The sequence below is a fragment of the Gilliamella sp. wkB7 genome, from assembly GCF_001693435.1.
GTDB lineage: Bacteria > Pseudomonadota > Gammaproteobacteria > Enterobacterales > Orbaceae > Gilliamella > Gilliamella apicola_N.
On record NZ_CM004509.1, the window covers coordinates 683496 to 704510 of the forward strand.

Genomic DNA, 21015 nt, shown 5'->3' on the forward strand with positions numbered 1-21015 from the left:
GGCAGATAGTTATCGATTATGCTAATATCATTTTACTACATCAATATTGATTAATTTCCTATGAACATCACTGAATTTCATGCAATTACCGATCAACTATTTAATAAGATCGAATTATTTTTAGATCACTTTGCCGAAGAACAAGACATTGACATTGATTATGAAATAAATGGTAATGTGATTACCATAACTTTTCCCAATTACAGTAAAATTATCGTCAATACTCAAGAACCTCTTTTCCAAGTTTGGCTAGCGACAGAAAAACAAGGATATCACTTTGATTATTCAGAAAATGATTGGGTATGCACTCGCACTAAGCAATCATTTGATAAAATCTTCTCACAATCAGTCACGGATCAAGCGACAGTATAACGACAAAGTTCTAAAAATAGGTAAGGCAAATTAAATTTTTGCCTTTATTATTACTCAAGTTTTCAATATTAAAGTAAAGTAAGATTAGCTAATTTAATCACCAACCATTTAACCCCTTCATCAACAAAGGCAATTTGAACGCGTTTATGATCACCTTCGCCATCAAGATTAATAATGGTGCCTTCTCCAAAGCGATGGTGTTTAACTTTTCGACCTAAAATATAACCATCACTTTCCCGTTGTTTTTCAAGATAGGATTTTTTACGATCAAGAATAAATTGCTCATTTTTACTGAGGTCTTTTTTGTTTAGATCATTCGATTTAAACTCAGATGAGGTGATCATACCTCGGTAACTAACTTCGTTTAATCGATCAACCGGTAATTCCGCTAAAAAACGAGAAGGTAAATTACGTTCTTCGCGGCCGTAAAGTCGTCTTAATTCACATAAAGTTAATGTCAAATGTTTTCGAGCACGAGTGATACCAACATAGGCTAAGCGTCGCTCTTCTTCCATACGGTCATTATCTTTCACTGAACGTTGCGCAGGAAAGAGGCCTTCTTCTAATCCGACAATGAAAACATTATCAAACTCTAATCCTTTAGCTGAATGCAACGTCATTAACTGCACTGAATCTTGAGCTTTGACAACATCGCGGCTTTCTAGTGAGGTAAAAGCTAAAAAGGACTCAAGTACTGTGAGTGTTTTACCCGTTACATTATCCTGAATAACCGTGTTTTCATTGTTATGGAAAAATTGTTCCGCAGCCGACACCAGTTCTTCAAGATTTTCTAATCGTGATTGTCCTTTAATTCCTGGCTCTTGCTCATACATTTGCTGTACACCAGATAATTTAATCATTACATCAAGCTGCTGATAAAATGGCAACTGTCTCACTTCTTCATGAATTGATGCCATCAATTCAAGAAAACGACTCAAACCTGAACGCTGTCTTTCAGTTAACGCATTTGTTTGGATTAACATTAAACAAGCATCCCATAATGAAAGATTATGTTGTTTAGCAGTAAGCCTCACTTTATCAAGTGTAACATTACCAATACCGCGGGTTGGAGTATTGACGGTCGCTTCAAAAGCCATATCATTGCTGTGATCATGCAGTAAACGCAAATATGCCAGTGCTAGTTTAACCTCTTGCCGTTCATAAAAGCGTATTGAACCATAAATTTGGTACGGTAATCCTGCTTGTAATAAAGTATCTTCAAAAATACGCGATTGAACATTATTACGGTATAAAATGGCACAGCTTGAATATTTATCACCTTCTTCATGACGTTTTTTGATTTGACCAATTACAAATCTTGCTTCATCAATATCATTAAAACCGACATAGAGTGAAATCTTTTCACCTTCGCCACTATCTGTCCATAGGTTTTTACCTAAGCGATTTTGATTTTTGGCGATTAAAATGTTAGCCGCATCTAAAATATTACTGGTTGAACGATAGTTTTGTTCTAGACGGATGATTTCAGTATCTGGATAATCATTAATAAACAATTGTAAGTTATCGGCATTAGCACCACGCCAGCTATAGATGGATTGATCATCATCACCAACAATCATGACGTTAGCTGTATCGCCAGCCAATTTTTTTACTAATCGATATTGAATTAAGTTCGTATCTTGGAACTCATCAATTAAAATATTAGAAAAACGCTGATGACAATAATTTAGTACGTCATGATTTTGGTTAAGCAGTTCATAAGCTCGTAAAATTAATTCCGAAAAATCAACATACCCAACTCTGTCACAAATTGCTTGATAATCTCGATAGATGGTTTGCCACATTACTTGCTTAGGATCTTCTGGTGTGATGTCATTAGCTCGTAATCCCATCTCTTTTTGATTAGAGATAAAAGCTGCGCACTCTTTCGCTGACCACTGTTTTTCATCAACTTTATGCTCTCGAAAAATTCGTTTAATAAGACGAATCTGATCTTCCGAGTCAATAAGCTGAAAGTTAGAAGGTAATTTGGCTTGCTGTGAAAACATCCGTAACAAACGATGAGTTAATCCGTGAAAGGTACCAATCCACATCCCACTAAAATACCCTTCGCCAACTAATGCTTGGATACGCTCTTGCATTTCAACAGCCGCTTTATTCGTAAAAGTTACGGCAAAGATGGATTGGGAAGAGTAATGTTTTTCCATGCACAGCCATGCAATTCGGTGAACTAAAACACGTGTTTTACCACTTCCAGCACCTGCAAGTACAACAGTATATTGGTTATCGGTAGTCACTGCATTTTGTTGTTCGGTATTGAGGTCTTCTAATAATGATTTTTTAATTTCCATTATATTTAAACCTATTTTGGTTATAACAAATACGTGTTGGTTTCAATTTCATAAGCATTATAAATATATTCATTGTGTTTCTAAATATTGTTTATGGACTGTAAATAAATAGGATATAAAGAAAGGTTGTTAATTAAATGTAGATCCTACTTAGCCTCACTGTCTATTTATACAGATATTTACAAAATTATAACAGATTATCCAATTCAGGCAATTGGCTTATCTCAATATGGGGTAAACATCGAGCATCGGCAAGATGAAAAATATCTTGATTAAAGATATTTATCCAACACGCTAATAAACCATTATTGATGGCACCATTCACATCAGTTAACAAGTTATCGCCTACATGTAATATGTTACCTGCTGGTACACCCAATTTGGAAATCGCTAAATTAAAAATTTCAGGAAAAGGTTTTGAACGTCCATCAGCGCCCCCACGTAAAGAAAATTGAAAGTAATCACTTAATCCAATTTTATTAACCTCAACATTACCATTGGTGATCACCGCTAAAGGGACTTTGGATGCTAATTTAGTTAATAAGGCGTGAGTCGACGGTGGAACATGCATTTTATGACGCCAAAAATTAAATGTATCCATTGTTTCGTCAATAATGTTTGACCATTTTTCTGATGGAATTTTTGCTTTATTTAAAAGAGATTTGATAGTTTCAATTCGCCAAACTACAACATCATGATAAATTTCTGGATTCGCAGTAAGCACTGCTTTTTTCTCTAAATGCAGTCCTGATACGGTCAAATGCTGTAAACCCTCATAACGCTTTAAATATTTGACAATTTCCTCTTCGGATTTTTCAACAATGTCACTATTATCATACAAAGTATCATCCAGATCGAAAGTGATTGCCTTAATTGTGTTCATGGAACGATAAATATGCATTACTTGTTTCCTCTTTTCGCTCTTGGATGGGTAGAATCATAAACTTCAGACAGATGTGAAAAATCTAAATGAGTATAAACTTGTGTGGTCGATAAATCTGCATGACCTAACAACTCTTGTACAGCTCGCAAATCACCACTTGATTCTAACATATGAGTGGCAAATGAGTGCCGTAATTTATGCGGATGAACATGCACTGATAATCCGCGTTTAACACCCCATTGTGCAAATCTTTTTTCGACATTACGAGGTGAAATGCGTTTACCTAATTTGGATATAAATAAGGAATCATCCTTGGGATCCAATAAATTACGCATTGATAACCAATTATTAATCCATTTAATAGACTCATAACCTAATGGTAATTTTCGCTCTTTATTCCCCTTCCCCATCACTCGGACTTCGCCTTCATTCAAGTTCAATTCACGGCAATTAAGATTGACTAATTCTGACAATCGTAGACCTGAACCATACATAAGTTCAAGCATTGCTCTATCGCGTACAGAAAGAGGATCATTATAATTAATATCGAGCAATTGATTAATTTCATCAATATCAATATTTTTAGGAAGATGTTGCCCTAATTTAGGATTTAAAACACCACGAGCGGGATTGGCACTAATAGATTCATTTTTTATCATCCAATCACAAAAACTGCGTAGCGCCGATAACCTTAAAGATAAACTTCTTGCCTGTAAACCGGTTCGTTTGCTATGACTAATTAATAATCTTACTGCTGATGAATCTACATCTTGCCATTTGGTGATACCCACTTCTTTTGCGATGGCTATAAGCGCATAAAGCTGACGTCGATAATTGACTTGGGTATTTAGGCTAAGCTGTTTTTCCGATTTTAGATAATTTAGAAAACGATCAACCGGTTCGGTTAGTAAACAAAGATTATTTTGAGAGGATTGAATCATAACTTACCTTATTTTTTTCGCATAACCCATTTTTCAATTAATATAGGTAATAGTTGACTCACTTTTTCCAATAATAGTGTACCTTGTTTTTCTTGATAATGATGCGGATCAGAACTGGTAAACATTAAGATCCCCAAATCACCAAATTGTCCTAATAAGGATAAAGCAACAGAACCGATATAATTACGTTCAGATAATAAAAAATCTAGTTCAGTAGTATTTAATGGACCTAGATATTGGTTGCTGTATTGTAGATGCCTAACTCGAATAAAATCAAAACCTGAACGATTTAAAGCATAGTGTTGATATTTTGAAGGAGCGTTAATTAACCATTTATCATCAAAAAGATATAAATAAGCACCATTAAGACCCAACGATTTTGCCCAATTTTTTAATATTTGTACCAATTCATCAAGATCATCAGCTTTAAATATTTGAATTTGCAGATCCATAAATTGATTAAACAACAATTCATTAGAACGCGCATATTCCATTAACAAAGTTATTTCAGCCTCAAGATGACTAATTTTATTGCGCTGCCTTGCCATTTGCCATTCAGGGAGTGAAACGCCTCCTCTAATTGGGTGAGGAATGCGCATATTTTCAAAAAGACTTGCGTTTCTAATAAAAAAATCTGGATTGTCATTCAAATATTGACTAACCATCTCATCATTCAATTTCATTTTACGAGTTGTTGGTTTTGTATTTTTTGTTTTATAAGATTGTGTTGTTTTAGCAACCATGCTGAATCTCTGTTATAACCGATATGACACACTAGGCTAAAAAATTACTTAAAATCATAATAGTTAGTTTTTTTAAATAATTTATTAACCAAAAATGAAATTTTACTAATCGACTTTACTATCAAACCAAATTTAAATCGCAATAAATCCATCGTAAACATGCGTTGCGGGGCCTGTCATGTAAAGCGGTTTATTTGCTCCTTGCCATTCTATGACTAACTTACCCCCAGGCAGGTTTACTTTAACTCTGCTGTTAAGCAATCCTTGATTAATACCAACCGCGACAGCAGCACATGCCCCAGTTCCACAAGCTTGAGTTTCACCAACACCACGTTCAAATACGCGTAAATTGATATTATTACGATCGATAATATGCATAAAACCAATATTGGCTCGTTCAGGAAAACGTTCGTGCGACTCCAATAATGGACCTAATTTTTCTACTTCTGCGGTAATGACATTATCCACTTGAAGAACACAATGCGGATTACCCATTGAAGCAACGCCACATAATATTGTGCGTTCTTGGGCACGAATGATGTATGTTTTTTCTTCTTTGATTGCTTTAAATGGTACTTTGCTCGGCTCAAAAGTAGGCTGCCCCATATTGACTCTTACCGTCTCATCATCGTTAACAGTTAACACAATATTACCTTTCATCGTGCTAACTTTTAAAGTACGTTTTTTAGTCAAACCTTTTAAGCGAACAAAACGCGCAAAACAACGAGCTCCATTTCCACACTGCTGAACCTCACTACCATCAGCATTAAAAATTCGATAATGAAAATCGGTATCTGGAGCATAAGGAGGCTCAACAATCAAAAGTTGATCAAAACCAACTCCAGTATATCTATCAGCAAGACGTTTAATCATTTCAGTCGAAAGATGAACATTTTGGGTTACCGCATCAATGACCATAAAATCATTTCCGAGTCCATGCATTTTTGAAAAGTTCATCTATTTCTACCTTCTATTGAAAAAAACATAATTATCTATTGAGTTATATTACCTAATAAGGTTCATCACAATGACTGATGAATGAAACCCTATCACTGAATTTCTAAATCATCAGAAATTTTATTTATTATAGAGATTCACCTCGCCATAAATCGTCAAATGACTCTCGCTGGCGAATAATTTTATGTTGTTGCTCGCCAATTAGCATCACCTCTGCAGGTCTTGGATGACTGTTATAATTCGATGCCATACTAAATCCATAAGCACCAGCACTACAAACCACTAACAAATCATCTTGTTGAACCGAAAGCTCACGTTGATGAGCCAATACATCACTTGATTCACAAATTGGGCCGACGACATTATATATCAAGGTCTCATCTGATGATTTTGGTTCTTTTGCTGGTAAAACTCGCATCCAAGCGTCATATAGGGCTGGTCTAATTAAATCGTTCATACCCGCATCCACAATTGCAAAATGATTACCATCTTGATGCTTAGTATATTCTACTTTTGTAATTAATAGTCCCGCATTGGCCACAATACAACGACCAGGCTCAAAGAGAAGCTCAACATTAGTGTATTTGGCAAATTTCTTTTTCAACTCAGTAACAAGTTGTAAAGGTGATATGGTTTTTTCCTCATTATAACAAACACCAAGTCCACCACCTAAATCAATATGTTCAATACTAATGTCATTAGCGTTTAATTCGTCAACTAATGCCACAATACGATCAGCAGCATCTAAAAATGGCGATAATTCAGTTAACTGAGAACCGATATGACAGTCAATGCCTGCTATTTTGATATTCGATAATGATTGGGCTTTACGATACACATCCAACGCTAACTGATAGCTAATACCAAATTTATTTTCACGTAATCCGGTTGAAATATAAGGATGAGTTTTGGCATCAACATCGGGGTTAATTCTTAACGATATTGCTGCAATCTTATTTAATCTTTTAGCAATATCATTGATTCGGTAAAGCTCAGGTTCGGACTCAACATTAAAACATTTGATACCCACTGTCAGTGCACGTTCAATTTCAACAATTGATTTTGCCACACCAGAAAAGACAACTTTGTTAGCATCTGCCCCCGCTTTTAGCACGCGTTCCAACTCACCCTGAGATACAATATCAAATCCTGCGCCTAAATTTGCCAATTGTTTTAATACGGATAAATTACTGTTAGCCTTAACTGCATAACAGATTAAGTGGTTCGTATCGGTTAAAGCTTGTTGATAAGCTAAAAACTGTTTAGTGATATAATCTGATGAATAGACATATAGTGGTGTACCATACTGCTCAGCTAAATCAGATATGGCGACTTGACTAGCAAATAATTGACCGTTTTGATAATGTAGAAAATCCATAAGCTATTCCGTTATGATGTTTGGTTAATTGAATACGAATCCATTGATGCTGTTGGGTTTTCAGCCGGCATATAAAGAGGCCCTTTCAATCCACACCCCAATAATGTCAATGTAACTAAAAGTATAGAAAGTAATTTTATAGATGATTTCATAGAACATTCACAATTATTTCATTTGTATGATGCCGACTATATTACACGATAGCCATATCCGTGCAAAGCATAAATAATCAAATCGTTATATATTACTTTGATATCAAAAATATTCATTTGTTTACTTATGTTAAGTTAGGTTGCAATATTCAATCTAATTTTTAATTTTTTGGATCAAATGAGTTTTTATGAACCGATCTATAACGACATCAATTAAAAAATGGGCGTATCCAATTATTTTATATTGATCACTTTTTTTGAATGCTATTTAACAATCCATACACTGGTCTTTTTTACTGATAGATGTGACATATAGTATTAGATCATAACAACTCATACTATTATCCTAGCCATTTTTTACTGAAACGTAGGTGTTACCTGAAACTTTTTTACAAACCTACTTTTATTTAGTCAAAAAAAAGATCTTTTAATACGTCTGATTTTACTGATAAATACGAGCATTTAACGTTAGATCATTACGACTCATACCATTATCCCAGCCATTTTTTACTGAAACGTAGGTGTTACCTGAAACTTTTTTACAAAAAAATTTCTAAAAAAAATTATTTATAAAAAGAACAGTCGTATTAGAGTTATATTTAATCTGATTGATTAAGCTTAAAAAATAAATAATCGTTTAGCACTAAGCATTAATGTATTTTTGACGATCTGGAAGCCAACAAGCTATTAATTGCTGGGCAACTTGAGGGTAGTTTTGTTGTAGATAGTTAGATGTTTTTTGTACTTCACTAATCAGATGTTGATCACGGATTAAATCAACGATTTTAAAGTTTGCCACACCCATTTGACGAGTCCCTAAAATTTCACCACTACCACGAATTTCAAGATCTTTTTGGGCAATAACAAAACCATCATTGCTTTCACGCATGACTCTCATTCGGGCTTGAGCGACCTTACTAAGTGGAGCTTGATACATTAAAACACAATGAGAAACGGCACTACCCCGACCGACTCGCCCACGTAATTGGTGCAATTGAGCTAATCCCAGTCGTTCAGCATTTTCAATAATCATCAAACTTGCATTGGGAACATCAACACCAACTTCAATTACCGTTGTTGCAACTAAGAGTTGAGTGTTACCTGCTTTAAAGTTTTGCATGACTAACTGCTTTTCATCTGATTTCATTTTGCCATGTATTAACGCTATGGATAAATTAGGTAATCGCTCACGCAATTCCTCAACTAATATTTCAGCAGCTTGGGCATCAAGTGTTTCTGACTCTTCAACTAAGGTACAAACCCAATAAACTTGCCGTGCACTTAAACAAGCTTGATTGACTTTTTCAATAATCTCATCTCGTCTAGAATTAGGTATAACGACCGTTGTAACAGGCGTGCGGCCAGGCGGTAACTCATCAATCACCGAGACATCTAAATCAGCATAGACAGTCATTGCCAACGTTCTTGGGATCGGTGTTGCCGTCATAATTAACTGATGAGGATGCATACTTTCTTTTATACCTTTTTCCCACAATGTTAATCGCTGATTAACACCAAAGCGGTGCTGTTCATCAATAATCACCAAGCCTAAAGCTGCAAATTCCACTTTATCAACAAAAACAGCATGCGTACCAATTAACATAGTGATATTGCCACTTTGTACGCCTTCATAACGCAGCTTTTTATTTTTTGCAGTTAAACGCCCAGATAACCAATCCACAGTTATGCCAAGAGGTTCAAACCATTGTTTAAAATTGTTATAGTGCTGTTCCGCTAATATCTCGGTCGGTGCCATTAAGACAACTTGTTGATTATTTTCTATGGCATTTAATGCCGCCAATGCAGCAACTAAAGTTTTACCTGAACCCACATCCCCTTGAATTAAACGCATCATCGGAATAGGTTTAGCCATGTCTTTATAAATATCCCCAACGACACGTTGCTGAGCATTCGTAGGACTAAAAGGTAATGATGCTAAAAAAGGGTTTATAAACTTCTGACTTGTATGCATGGCATAAGCTTGTTGCTTTTGATTATCGACTTTCAATAGCAACATACTTAAGTGATAAGCAAGTAACTCTTCAAAAATAAATCGTTTAATCGCACAATGCTCACCAGTAACTAATTGATTAATATCGGTATCAATTGGTGGGTTATGAATGATATTTAATGAATCTAACGCGGGTAAAAAATGGCTCGCTAATTGAGGAGGTAAAATCTCAGCAGGAGGATTACGTTTTAACAGTAATAAAGCAGATTGAATCAACTTACGAATCACATTTTGAGTTAACCCATAGGTTGTCGGATATATAGGGGTATATCTTTCCTGACTTGCATCGGCTAAGGCATTATCTTCACGACTCGCTTTAACTTTATATTGTGGATGAATAATTTCTGGATAATTTTTTCCACTTTTTATTTCACCGTAGGCACTTACCCATTTTCCTTGAGCCAAACTTGCTTTAATACCAGCATTAAAATTCATAAATCTCAATATCGCTATGCCTGATTCATCCTGTATATGACAAACTAACATTTGTTTGCGTTTTAAGATCACTTCGGTTTTTATAATGCAACCTTCAATCGTGGTATGTTCGCCAATAGCTACATCACCAATGGCACATGATGAAGAGCGATCTTCATAACGTAAGGGAAAATGGAATAATAAGTCTTGAATGGTATCAATACCAAGGGCATGAAATTTTTTTTCTAAACTACTACCAATTCCACTTAATTTAATTAATGGAATGTGATTGAAAAAACGGTTTACCATAATAATTAATTGATATTGCGAGTCACACTCACAACATCTTGTTGTAAAGATAGTTTTCGTATTAACTCATTGAGTTGTTGAGAGTTTTTCACTTCAATTTGTAAGATAATAGTATAAATTTGTCGATCTTTTTCTTCCGTATTTAACCATTGTAAATGAGCTTTTTCATCGTTTATGATGGAAAGAACATGACCTAATGATCCTTGATTATTTAAGATATCTACCCAAATTTCAGCAACAAAAAACTGATCAATATTTGTCGCCCATTTAAGAGGAATATACTTGTCAGGATTATTTTGATAACCGGTTATATTACGACAAGATTCATGATGTACAGTTAAACCTTTTTCTGTACTCACATGACCAATGATAGGGTCATTAGGTATTGGATGACAACATTTAGAAAAAGTAACTAAAACACCTTCACTTCCCGTTATCACTAAAGTTGAACTCGGATCAGATTGATCCTGCAATAATTCATTATGCTTTAAGCCTTTGGCGATAAAGTGACTCATAATATTACCTAAACCAATTTCAGCCAACACATCATCAAAGGATTGTAATTTGGTAATTTGTAAAATTTTCTTGATCTGTTGATCAGTAAGATCTTCAATTCCACCTGTGTTAACTAGTGCTAAATTGAGTAATCGACGCCCTAGCACCATAGCATCTTCACGTTTTAACGATTTTAACGCTTGACGAATACGCGATCTAGCTTTGGAACTCACCACAAAACTGAGCCAGCGAGCATTAGGTCGAGCTTCAGGTGAAGTAATAATCTCAACCGTTTGTCCATTACTTAATGGCTGAGATAGCGGATAAGGTTTGCGATCAACTATTGCACCAATACATTGATGACCAATATCAGTATGGACTGCGTAAGCGAGATCAACGGCTGTTGCCCCTTCAGGTAATTGAACAATGCGGCCTTTAGGCGTAAAGACATAGATCTCTTTAGGAAACAGATCCGATTTCACATTTTCAATAAATTCATATGAATTACCAACACTCTGTTGCAGTTCTAATAAGCTTTGCATCCAACGTTGAGCCTTAATTTGGGCTGTTGTATGCGTAATCTCATCTTTTTCATTATATACCCAATGAGCAGCTACACCCATTTCAGCCATTTGATCCATATCTTCAGTGCGTATTTGCACCTCTACTGGGGTACCATGTGGACCAATTAACGATGAATGTAACGATTGGTAACCATTGGCTTTAGGAATGGCAATATAATCTTTAAAACGATTAAGACGTGGTTTATATAGATTATGTACTAAACCCAGAGCTCGGTAACAGGCATCAACATCTTTAACGACAACGCGAAAAATATAGATATCCATGATTGAGTGAAAATGCTGTTCACGCATTTGCATTTTCTGATAAATCACATAGATATTTTTTTCTAATCCTTCCACGACTGCATCAATATGAGCATCAGCTAAACGCCCTCTAATTTCTGACAAAATTTGCTTAATAAGTTCTTTTCTGGTGCCACGAGCGACATCAACGACTTTTTCTAAAACTTTTGCGCGATTAGGATGCATCGCGGTAAAGCCCAATATTTCAAGCTCAGTTTTAATATGATGAATACCTAAACGATGTGCTAAAGGAGCATAAATCTCTAATGTCTCTTTTGCTATGCGACGGCGTTTATCGGGTCTTAATGAGCCCAGTGTTCGCATATTATGGGTACGGTCAGCAAGTTTAATTAAAATAACGCGTACATCTTCGGTCATGGCGAGAACCATTTTGCGAAAATTTTCAGCTTGTGCCTCTTGTCTGTTGCGAAATTTTAATTTATCTAATTTAGAAACACCTTCAACTAAGATAGCAACGTGTTTACCAAATTTTTCCGTTATATCTTGAAAGGTGACAGGTGTGTCTTCAATAGTATCATGTAAGAGTGCAGCGATGATTGTTTCATAATCCAGTCGCATATCGGCTAAAATTGTCGCAACCGCGACTGGATGAGTGATATAAGGTTCACCGCTACATCGGAATTGCCCGTCATGCGCCTTTTGAGCAAAGAGATAAGCATCTTGAATAATTTCAACTTGTTTAGCTGGAAGATAAGATGTGACAACCTCTTTTAAACCATCAAAATATTGCATAAGCAATTCTCATCAGAATTTATTCGTACGAGGGAGTATTATCAAGAAGAATCGATTCATGAAGTGCAGAACGAACTTCCGCTTCTTCATCTTGACGAGCTTGGAAATCAGCAGTATCAAGAATTTGTTTGTTGACAAGGCCATCTTCAATTTCACGTAACGCAACAACGGTTTCCTTGTCGTTTTCTTCTGGAATTAATGGCGATTTATTTTCAATTTGTAATTGACGAGCACGTCTTGCTGCAACTAAAACGAGATCAAAGCGATTACCAATTTTTTCTACTGCATCTTGGACAGTTACACGAGCCATTTTTACCTCTAATTTGTTTTACTAAATTGCTTTATTTGAAAGATCTATTATTGTACTTAATTTTGTAGCAAATTGTCCATATTAATATTATTTTTAAACCCAAGCTAGCTGGATTTTTTACAAAAAACTATCAATCGTTATTCAATCAAATCTAACCAAACATTCGTACCAATAATTGGCATGTTTTCAAAATAGCGGCGTAAAGCATCTAAAGCAATTGCACAAAGAATTTTTTGAGTGATGTGACGATTCTGTTGTCGACCTGTGTATTTCAAATTAAATTTTAAAAACTGCTGTGACGTAGCTATGATCAAAGTAAATTCCGTATTCCTTTCTCTAAAATTAACTAGCCCAAGTACGATATCAGCCCTATTTTTAGTTAATGTGTCTAAAAAATAGTCTTTAGAATCCTCAGGAAACAATGGAACGATTTCCGACTTAACCAGCGGAGCTTCACACTCAAATAATTGCTGAGCAATAACGCCTGCTGATTGTTGTTCAATAACAGCGATTGTTTGTCCTTTTTCGATTAAAATTCTAGAAACAAGCATTGCTAAGCCTAGATCGCCATGTTGAGTTAAAACACCTTCATACAAGAAATTGTTAGCCACAATTGATTTTATTTGTTGCCATAACTCATCCATCTTATTTTTTTGTTGTTCTGAACCCGTTAATTTCAGTTCAATCATTGGCATTGCTGCTCGATATCCAACCACAATATCAGTTGGTATATTTAGTTTGTTATCAATTTTCGTTGCTAAATCACTTTCTGTTTGTCCCATGGTCATCAGTCGATAACATAATTTCTTTTCTAATGTTGGAAACCTTAATTTAATTTCAGGCAAAATTGAGGTTTTAACCATTTCTTTGAATTCGCTCGGGACACCAGGAGTAAAATATAAAAAGCACTGATTGATCTGCATTTTAAAGCCACATGCCGTTCCCATAGGATTATCAATTAAAGTAGCACTTTGGGGTAACATCGCCTGTTTTATATTACTTGGTGACATCGTTTTACCACGGCTTAAAAAATATTGCTCAATTTTATCCACCCACTCTTGATGCAATATAAGGGATTCGTGATTGGCTAAAGCTGCTGCCTGTGCACTTAAATCATCACTTGTTGGTCCTAAACCACCGTTTACAATAATAATATCATTATCTAAACTATGTTGTTTAAGTGTGCAAATAAGTTGAGTTAAATCATCGCCAACCGTGTGTCTGGAAGTCATTAAGATGCCTTCCTGTAAAAGCAATTCAGACAACCAAGCCGCGTTGGTATCAATTATTTGCCCATATAAAACCTCATCACCAGTACTGAGCATTTCGATCTTAATTATTTTTTTATTCATAAAATACCCCATAAACCACGCAATGATCAATTATCAATATCTTTGCTATCTACATCTTCTTCATCATTATTGTCTATATGTTCTATGCTATTCACATCGTCTTCGTCATTGTTTATATGTTCTTTACTTTGCACTAACCTGACTGAAAAATAGAGATCATAAGCAAATTCAATATACTCTTCATCAAGCTGTATATTCATCTGTTTAAACCAATTTTTGAGTGTTTTTCGCCTACCAGATAGGATCAAAATAACATTCCTAACCTTTAAAGATTTAACTAACTCTTCAATACCAAGTAAAACGCTGACATCTTTGTAAGTAAAACAAGGAATCGCATCTACAATCACGTAGTTTATTGGCTCTTCTGACTCGTCAATATAACTTATAATTTTTCGCTTGAAATATGCAATATTGAAATAAGTGAGTGGGGAATTAAATCGATAAATAATTGTACTTTTTAGTGGTTTAACCTCTTTACCTAAAGAGTGAATGCGACCACTATCATCCATCCCTAAAAGTTGATCTTTTGGTCTGAAAACACGGCGTAAAAACAGAAAGAGTCCTAACAACACTGCGAGCGCCATACCTGGGATAATGCCAATCAATAACACCGAAATAAACGTGATTAAACTTAAGTAAAACGCATCGCGATCAAACTTGAAAAAACGAAATATAGTTTGGAAATTAATAAGAGATAGCGAAGAGTAAATTAAAATCACCCCTAATACACAAGTGGGAATGTATTGTAAAGGCGACAGAAAAAACAGAACCACAAAACCAATTAATATCGCAGCAATAATTGAAACAAGCTGAGTTTTACCACCATTGGCATCATTAACCGCAGTACGCGATGAAGTGCCACTGACCACAAATCCTTGTGATAATCCTGCTACAATATTTGCCATACCTAATGCTCTAAATTCTACATCTGCGTTTGTTTCATAATTATTTTTAGAGGCAAAGCTACGAACCGTTATCATCATACTAACAAAACAGATAACCGCTATATTCAATGATGGAACCACTAAATCTCGCATTTTTGATTTATCAAAGCCAATCCATGATTCAGCAGGTATAAATTCACCACTAACTTGACCGATGATACGTATACTGTGCGATTCAAAATTAAATAACCATGAAAAAAAGGTCATTATCACTACAGCGAAAAGCGGAGCTGGATAGCGAGGCCTTAATCTTTTCAAAGCAACGAGTATGAGTAAAGTAAAAAACGAGACCAATGCAGTTAAAATATGGATTTCAGAGATTTTAAAAGGTAAATACACGACTCGTTCAATTAAGTATGAAAAGTCATAAGAGAAACCTAATGTTTTAGCCAACTGATCAATGATAATTGTGATTGAAATCCCATTAAGTAGACCAATTAAAATCGGTTGACTGAGCAAATCAGCTAACGCCCCTAAATGCAACTTACCAGCAATAATACACCATATTCCAATCATAATGGTTAACAATATAACCAGTTGCCAACGTAAGATGGGATCATTTGCCGCCAAAGGAAAAACAACGGCTGCAACTACCGCACAGGTTGCGGTATCTGGACCTACAATAAGTTGTTTGGAAGAGCCAAAAAGTGCATAAACAATAAGGGGTAAAATGGTTGAATATAATCCAGCTATAGCACCTACTCCCGTTAATTCAGCATATGCAATTGATACAGGTAACGAAACAGCCGCGACCGATAAGCCTGCTTTTATATCAGAATTAAAATATTCCCGTCTATAATGCAATAAACTGATTAATCCTGGCATCCACAATGCTATTTTTTGTAATATCCCTTTGTTTTCCACTTTTTGCATGTTTTATTATCTTCCAGCTATACTTATGTTTTCAATTAAAATTGATCCGCATTGAATATTACTTCTTGTTTCAAGATCATTCCCTATCGCAACGATATTTTGATACATATCTTTGAGATTACCAGCAACCGTAAATTCATTGATTGGATACTGGATTTGACCATTTTCCACCCAAAATCCAGTGGCTCCACGTGAATAATCTCCCGTGACATTATTAACACCATCCCCCATTAAAGAGGTTACAACCACACCTTTATCTAATTTGGCTAACATAGCATTAAAGTCTGCATCTGTTTGACTTGATGAGACTAACCAATTATGTATCCCCCCAGCATGTCCTGTTGATTTTAGACCTAATTTTCTGGCTGAGTAATTACTCAATAAATAAGTTTGTAAAATACCCTGCTCAATAATATTACGTTTAACGGTTTTTGTTCCTTCACTATCAAATGGTGAAGAACCAATTCCTTTTAAAATGAAAGGATCTTCCAAAATAGTTAACCAAGATGGGAATATTGTTTTACCCACACTATCTAACAAAAACGAAGATTTACGATAAATTGCACCACCACTTATCGCACTCACTAAGTGTCTAATTAATCCGACCGCTACATCCGCACAAAACAGAACGGGGACTTGCATGGTCTCAATTTGTCTCGCCCCTAAATGGGAAATCGTTTTTTCGGCAGCTTGTTGCCCGACCCATAGTGGTGATTTTAGATTGTTAATGTCCCGTGATGAAGTGAAAGCATAATTGCGCTCCATTTGTTCATCTTGTTTTGCAATAACTGAACAAGATAGTGAATGAGAACTTGCACAGTAACCATTCAACATACCCAAGCTATTCCCATACATATAAATACCATAACGGCTTCCAAAATAACTGCCATCACTATTAATGATTTCGGGATAGGCTAAAGCAGCTTCTTCTGCTTGTTTGGCTTGCTCTATGGCTTTATCGACATTCAAATCACTTGGATAGAACAGATCTAAATCAGGTGCATCAAATGCCATCAAATCTACATCACCTAAACCAGAATAAGGATCGGGTGAAGTATATTGCATAATGTTGATGGCCATATCAATGGTTTGGGCAATCGCCTGCGGGGATAAATCATTTGTTGATGCACTTCCCTTACGTTGGTTTTGATAAACCGTAATGCCTAATGCACCATCGCTATTAAATTCTACGTTTTCAGTTTCACCCATACGAGTGCTGATACTTATACCCGTGGATTGATTAATTGAAACTTCAACCGAATCAACTCTTGGTTTAGCTTGCTCAATAGCATGAGCAACAATAGCGGATAAATTTTCTTTTTGGGTTAAAGCGTCTTTTTTGATTTGTTCTATACTCATTTTATTATTTTCTACAATTCTGCTAGTGATACGTTATAATAAGCCAGAATTGCATTTTAGTTAACAAAAGAAATCATATGAATCAAAATCAAGAGACAATCAAAGAGCCAAACTTAGCTGTCGACGAGATCGAAGATGAGATCATTTACGTCAGTAAGAGCGAAATCAAAAGAGATGCTGAAGAACTTAAAAAACTCGGAATTGAGCTAGTTAATCTAAGTAAAAATGAAATTGTTAAAATTCCTCTTGATGAAGATTTACTTTACGCTATCGAATTAGCGCAAAAAATCAAAAAAGAAGGTTATAGAAGACAAATTCAATATATTGGCAAGTTGCTTCGCAGTCGAGATATCGAACCGATAACCCTTGCTCTAAACAAACTTAAAAATCGCCATAATCAACAAGTAGCAATATTTCATAAATTAGAAAAATTGCGCGATGAACTTATTGAAACAGGTGATGCAGAAACCATTATTGGTTTATACCCTAATGCTGACAGGCAACAACTGCGTACTTTAGCTCGTTTAGCCAAAAAAGAGTTACAATCCAATAAGCCACCTAAAACAGCAAGACAAATTTTTCAATATTTAAAAGAATTGAGCGATACAGAATAAGTTTTATAATGTACGCTCATTACTGATGAACTAAACTATTATTAACCTAGATAGAGGATACAAAAATGGGACTTTTAAATGTACCAGCAGGTAAAGAATTACCAGATGATATTTATGTTGTGATTGAAATTCCTGCCAATGCAGATCCAATCAAATATGAAGTAGATAAAGATACTGGCGCGATATTTGTTGACCGCTTTATGGCTACAGCTATGTTTTACCCATGTAACTATGGCTATATCAATAACACATTATCTCTTGATGGTGACCCTGTTGATGTATTAGTCCCAACTCCATACCCATTACAACCAGGTTCAGTTATTCGTTGTCGTCCTGTTGGTGTATTAAAAATGACTGACGAATCGGGTGAAGATGCTAAATTAGTTGCGGTACCACATACTAAACTTTCAAAAGAATATGACCATATTAAAGATGTTGAAGATTTACCAGAATTACTTAAATCTCAAATCAAACACTTTTTCGAACAATACAAAGCACTCGAAAAAGGTAAATGGGTTAAAGTTGATGGATGGGAAAACGCAGATGCGGCTCGTAAAGAAATTATCGAATCTTTCGAAAGAGCTAACAAAAAATAGACTTAAATAAAAAATTTACAAAATTTATATTAAGTAAACGTTAAAAAAAAGAGTCGCTAAAAAATGTTTAGTGACTCTTTTTTTTGAGTGAACTTTGACTTTCGAAATAAATATAATTTTTTTGTCATGTTTTAATTGTTTTATATCAAATTAAATTTATTTTAAACAAAAATTTATATAAAACGGCACTCTAAGATTAAAAAATTGTCATTAAAACCTTGCTTTCGATTATAATTTATGCGGTAATAGTACCAGACTTACAACGCAGTATTTTATTATGAAAACGATTAACTTTTTTTATGTAACATTAATCATATTTTTAGTTTTGAGTTGAATTAATAATACTAAGTGAAGGTCTATTCGTGCCTTAAAGGCAAATTATTAATTATTGTTAGGATGTCTAGTAAATGAATAAGAAAACTGGCCAAGTAAAATGGTTTAACGAGAGTAAAGGTTTCGGTTTTATAACCCCTACCGATGGAAGTAAGGACGTATTTGTTCACTTCTCAGCTATTTCCGGCGACGGATTTAAAACTTTAGCTGAAGGTCAACAAGTCGAATTTGCTATCCAAGATAGCCCTCGTGGACCAGCAGCAGCTGAAGTTGTTGTTATTTAACCAACTAATTTCTTTATTAGTTTGAATGCAAAAGCCCATTAAACCAAATGGGCTTTTTATTGCATTTATAAATTGATAACAATCTTGCAATAAAAAAGCGACCCAAAGGCCGCTTATTGAAATAGGCAGAATTGCTTCTATTATTTAGAAACTACAGCGATTAAATCTAATACTTTGTTAGAATAACCCACTTCGTTGTCATACCAAGCAACAAGTTTCACGAAAGTATCGCTGATTTGGATACCTGCTTTCGCATCAAATACAGAAGTACAAACTTCACCTAAGAAGTCAGTTGAAACAACTGCATCTTCAGTATAACCAAGAACACCTTTCATTGGGCCTTCAGAAGCTGCTTTGATAGCTTTACAGATATCTTCGTATTTAGCTGGTTTAGCTAAACGCGCAGTTAAATCCACTACAGAAACGTCTGGAGTAGGAACACGGAAAGCCATACCAGTTAATTTACCGTTTAATTCAGGGATAACTTTACCTACAGCTTTAGCAGCACCAGTTGAAGATGGGATGATGTTTTGAGCAGCACCACGACCACCACGCCAATCTTTGTGAGATGGGCCATCAACAGTTTTTTGAGTAGCTGTTGTAGCGTGAACGGTAGTCATTAAACCTTCAACGATACCAAAGTTATCATTGATAACTTTAGCTAAAGGCGCTAAACAGTTAGTAGTACATGAAGCGTTAGAAACGATATCTTGACCAGCGTAGTCTTTATCATTAACACCCATTACAAACATAGGAGTGCTATCTTTAGAAGGACCAGTTAAAACAACTTTCTTAGCACCAGCTTGGATGTGTTTACGAGCAGTTGCATCATCTAAGAAAAGACCTGTTGCTTCAGCAACAACATCAACACCTACTTCGTTCCATTTTAAGTTTGCAGGATCTCTTTCAGCAGTAACGCGGATAGTTTTACCGTTAACGACTAATTTGCCATCTTTAACTTCAACAGTACCGTCGAAACGACCGTGAGTTGAGTCATATTTAAGCATATAAGCCATATATTCAACATCTAATAAATCATTGATAGCAACGATTTCGATGTCTGAACGTTTTTGAGCAGCACGGAAAACAATACGACCAATACGGCCGAAACCATTAATACCTACTTTGATTGTCATAACAATTACCTTCTTTTTTGTGTTTTTAAATGTAAAAAATCTTTGCTGTAAACTATCAAATTTTAACGGTTTATTCAAGATCATTCGATCAATTTAGACACTAATTCATTAAATAGTTTTAACGGAAAATTATTGGAATAAGATGATTGGCAATAAAATCATTTACTTATTCAAAACATTCGACCTGACAAAATAAAGAAGCAAAAAATAGTACCTAAAATTAAAACAATAGTAACGGCTGACTCAACTACATGACCATTGTTCACCTATACTGCATAAATTATGCACTTTATTAATCTATGTACTTATTATTGCTTAATAATTATATTTAAATGCTCAATCTTTCACTTTAAATGGTAAAGATAAATTTGAAATAAATGAGGTAAGATCATATGTAAGGATTTTCAAAATACTTTCAAAGTTTAGATCTCACAATACGCAATTCATATTGACGTTTATACAACATAGCGACTTACATTGACTCTTGGCTTTTTATATCAGCAAATAAACCCTTATGTGGATTTGATTATGCAACTTAAAAACTTCGAATTAAAATTGTTGATTACAATCGCTAAAACAGAAGTTTTAAAGTTATAAAAACTTACCTAGTGATTATAACTTTCAGTAA

General features: G+C 35.0%; 18 protein-coding genes. 4 read left to right on the plus strand and 14 right to left on the minus strand.

Annotated features, from left to right (window positions below; translation table 11 throughout):
- The first annotated feature begins 60 nt into the window (after positions 1-60).
- Positions 61-372: an iron donor protein CyaY gene (gene cyaY / locus A9G17_RS02930; RefSeq protein ID WP_065737426.1), complete on the plus strand. Its 312-nt coding sequence runs from the start codon at positions 61-63 to the stop codon at positions 370-372.
- A gap of 68 nt (positions 373-440) precedes the next feature.
- Here the strand turns inward: cyaY and uvrD are convergent, their stop codons facing one another.
- From uvrD to pmbA, 13 genes are all read right to left on the minus strand, one after another.
- Positions 441-2684: a DNA helicase II gene (gene uvrD, locus A9G17_RS02935; protein WP_065737427.1), complete on the minus strand. Its 2244-nt coding sequence runs from the start codon at positions 2682-2684 to the stop codon at positions 441-443.
- A 187-nt stretch (positions 2685-2871) separates the two neighbouring features.
- Positions 2872-3585, minus strand: a complete 714-nt coding sequence (gene yigB / locus A9G17_RS02940) for a 5-amino-6-(5-phospho-D-ribitylamino)uracil phosphatase YigB (protein WP_065737428.1) — start codon at positions 3583-3585, stop codon at positions 2872-2874.
- On the minus strand, positions 3585-4508 hold the full coding sequence (gene xerC / locus A9G17_RS02945; RefSeq protein WP_065737429.1) for a tyrosine recombinase XerC: 924 nt from the start codon (positions 4506-4508) through the stop codon (positions 3585-3587). The genes yigB and xerC overlap by 1 nt, the downstream gene beginning before the upstream one ends.
- A gap of 8 nt (positions 4509-4516) precedes the next feature.
- Positions 4517-5251, minus strand: coding sequence for a DUF484 family protein (locus A9G17_RS02950; RefSeq protein ID WP_081301648.1), 735 nt, complete (start codon positions 5249-5251; stop codon positions 4517-4519).
- A 132-nt stretch (positions 5252-5383) separates the two neighbouring features.
- Positions 5384-6208: a diaminopimelate epimerase gene (gene dapF / locus A9G17_RS02955; protein ID WP_065737430.1), complete on the minus strand. Its 825-nt coding sequence runs from the start codon at positions 6206-6208 to the stop codon at positions 5384-5386.
- Positions 6209-6335: 127 nt separating this feature from the next.
- On the minus strand, positions 6336-7586 hold the full coding sequence (gene lysA, locus A9G17_RS02960; RefSeq protein WP_065737431.1) for a diaminopimelate decarboxylase: 1251 nt from the start codon (positions 7584-7586) through the stop codon (positions 6336-6338).
- A gap of 11 nt (positions 7587-7597) precedes the next feature.
- Entirely contained in the window at positions 7598-7738 is a 141-nt protein-coding gene (lptM, locus tag A9G17_RS12795) for an LPS translocon maturation chaperone LptM (RefSeq protein ID WP_081301649.1), read from the minus strand.
- Between the two features lie 643 nt (positions 7739-8381).
- Entirely contained in the window at positions 8382-10472 is a 2091-nt protein-coding gene (gene recG / locus A9G17_RS02965) for an ATP-dependent DNA helicase RecG (protein WP_065737432.1), read from the minus strand.
- Positions 10473-10477: 5 nt separating this feature from the next.
- A complete protein-coding gene (spoT, locus tag A9G17_RS02970) occupies positions 10478-12586 on the minus strand; it encodes a bifunctional GTP diphosphokinase/guanosine-3',5'-bis pyrophosphate 3'-pyrophosphohydrolase (protein ID WP_065737433.1) in 2109 nt (702 codons plus the stop codon).
- Positions 12587-12605: 19 nt separating this feature from the next.
- A complete protein-coding gene (gene rpoZ, locus A9G17_RS02975) occupies positions 12606-12896 on the minus strand; it encodes a DNA-directed RNA polymerase subunit omega (protein ID WP_025315037.1) in 291 nt (96 codons plus the stop codon).
- Positions 12897-13033: 137 nt separating this feature from the next.
- The gene (locus A9G17_RS02980; RefSeq protein ID WP_176714244.1) at positions 13034-14248 is read right to left on the minus strand and encodes a CinA family nicotinamide mononucleotide deamidase-related protein; all 1215 of its coding nucleotides are present in this window, start codon (positions 14246-14248) and stop codon (positions 13034-13036) included.
- 26 nt (positions 14249-14274) lie between these two features.
- Positions 14275-16065, minus strand: a complete 1791-nt coding sequence (locus A9G17_RS02985) for a SulP family inorganic anion transporter (RefSeq protein WP_218059742.1) — start codon at positions 16063-16065, stop codon at positions 14275-14277.
- Between the two features lie 6 nt (positions 16066-16071).
- Positions 16072-17424: a metalloprotease PmbA gene (gene pmbA, locus A9G17_RS02990; RefSeq protein ID WP_065737434.1), complete on the minus strand. Its 1353-nt coding sequence runs from the start codon at positions 17422-17424 to the stop codon at positions 16072-16074.
- A gap of 77 nt (positions 17425-17501) precedes the next feature.
- Here pmbA and yjgA point away from each other — a divergent pair, with 77 nt between their 5' ends.
- The 3 genes from yjgA to cspE all read left to right on the plus strand — a co-directional run bounded on the left by yjgA (position 17502) and on the right by cspE (position 19251).
- Complete coding sequence (gene yjgA, locus A9G17_RS02995) at positions 17502-18038, plus strand: ribosome biogenesis factor YjgA (RefSeq protein WP_065737435.1); 537 nt, start codon at positions 17502-17504, stop codon at positions 18036-18038.
- Positions 18039-18103: 65 nt separating this feature from the next.
- Entirely contained in the window at positions 18104-18634 is a 531-nt protein-coding gene (gene ppa / locus A9G17_RS03000) for an inorganic diphosphatase (protein WP_065602219.1), read from the plus strand.
- Positions 18635-19041: 407 nt separating this feature from the next.
- Positions 19042-19251: a transcription antiterminator/RNA stability regulator CspE gene (cspE, locus tag A9G17_RS03005; protein ID WP_065619463.1), complete on the plus strand. Its 210-nt coding sequence runs from the start codon at positions 19042-19044 to the stop codon at positions 19249-19251.
- A gap of 140 nt (positions 19252-19391) precedes the next feature.
- Here cspE and gapA read toward each other — a convergent pair whose 3' ends face one another.
- A complete protein-coding gene (gene gapA / locus A9G17_RS03010; protein ID WP_025315031.1) occupies positions 19392-20387 on the minus strand; it encodes a glyceraldehyde-3-phosphate dehydrogenase in 996 nt (331 codons plus the stop codon).
- Positions 20388-21015: the final 628 nt, after the last annotated feature.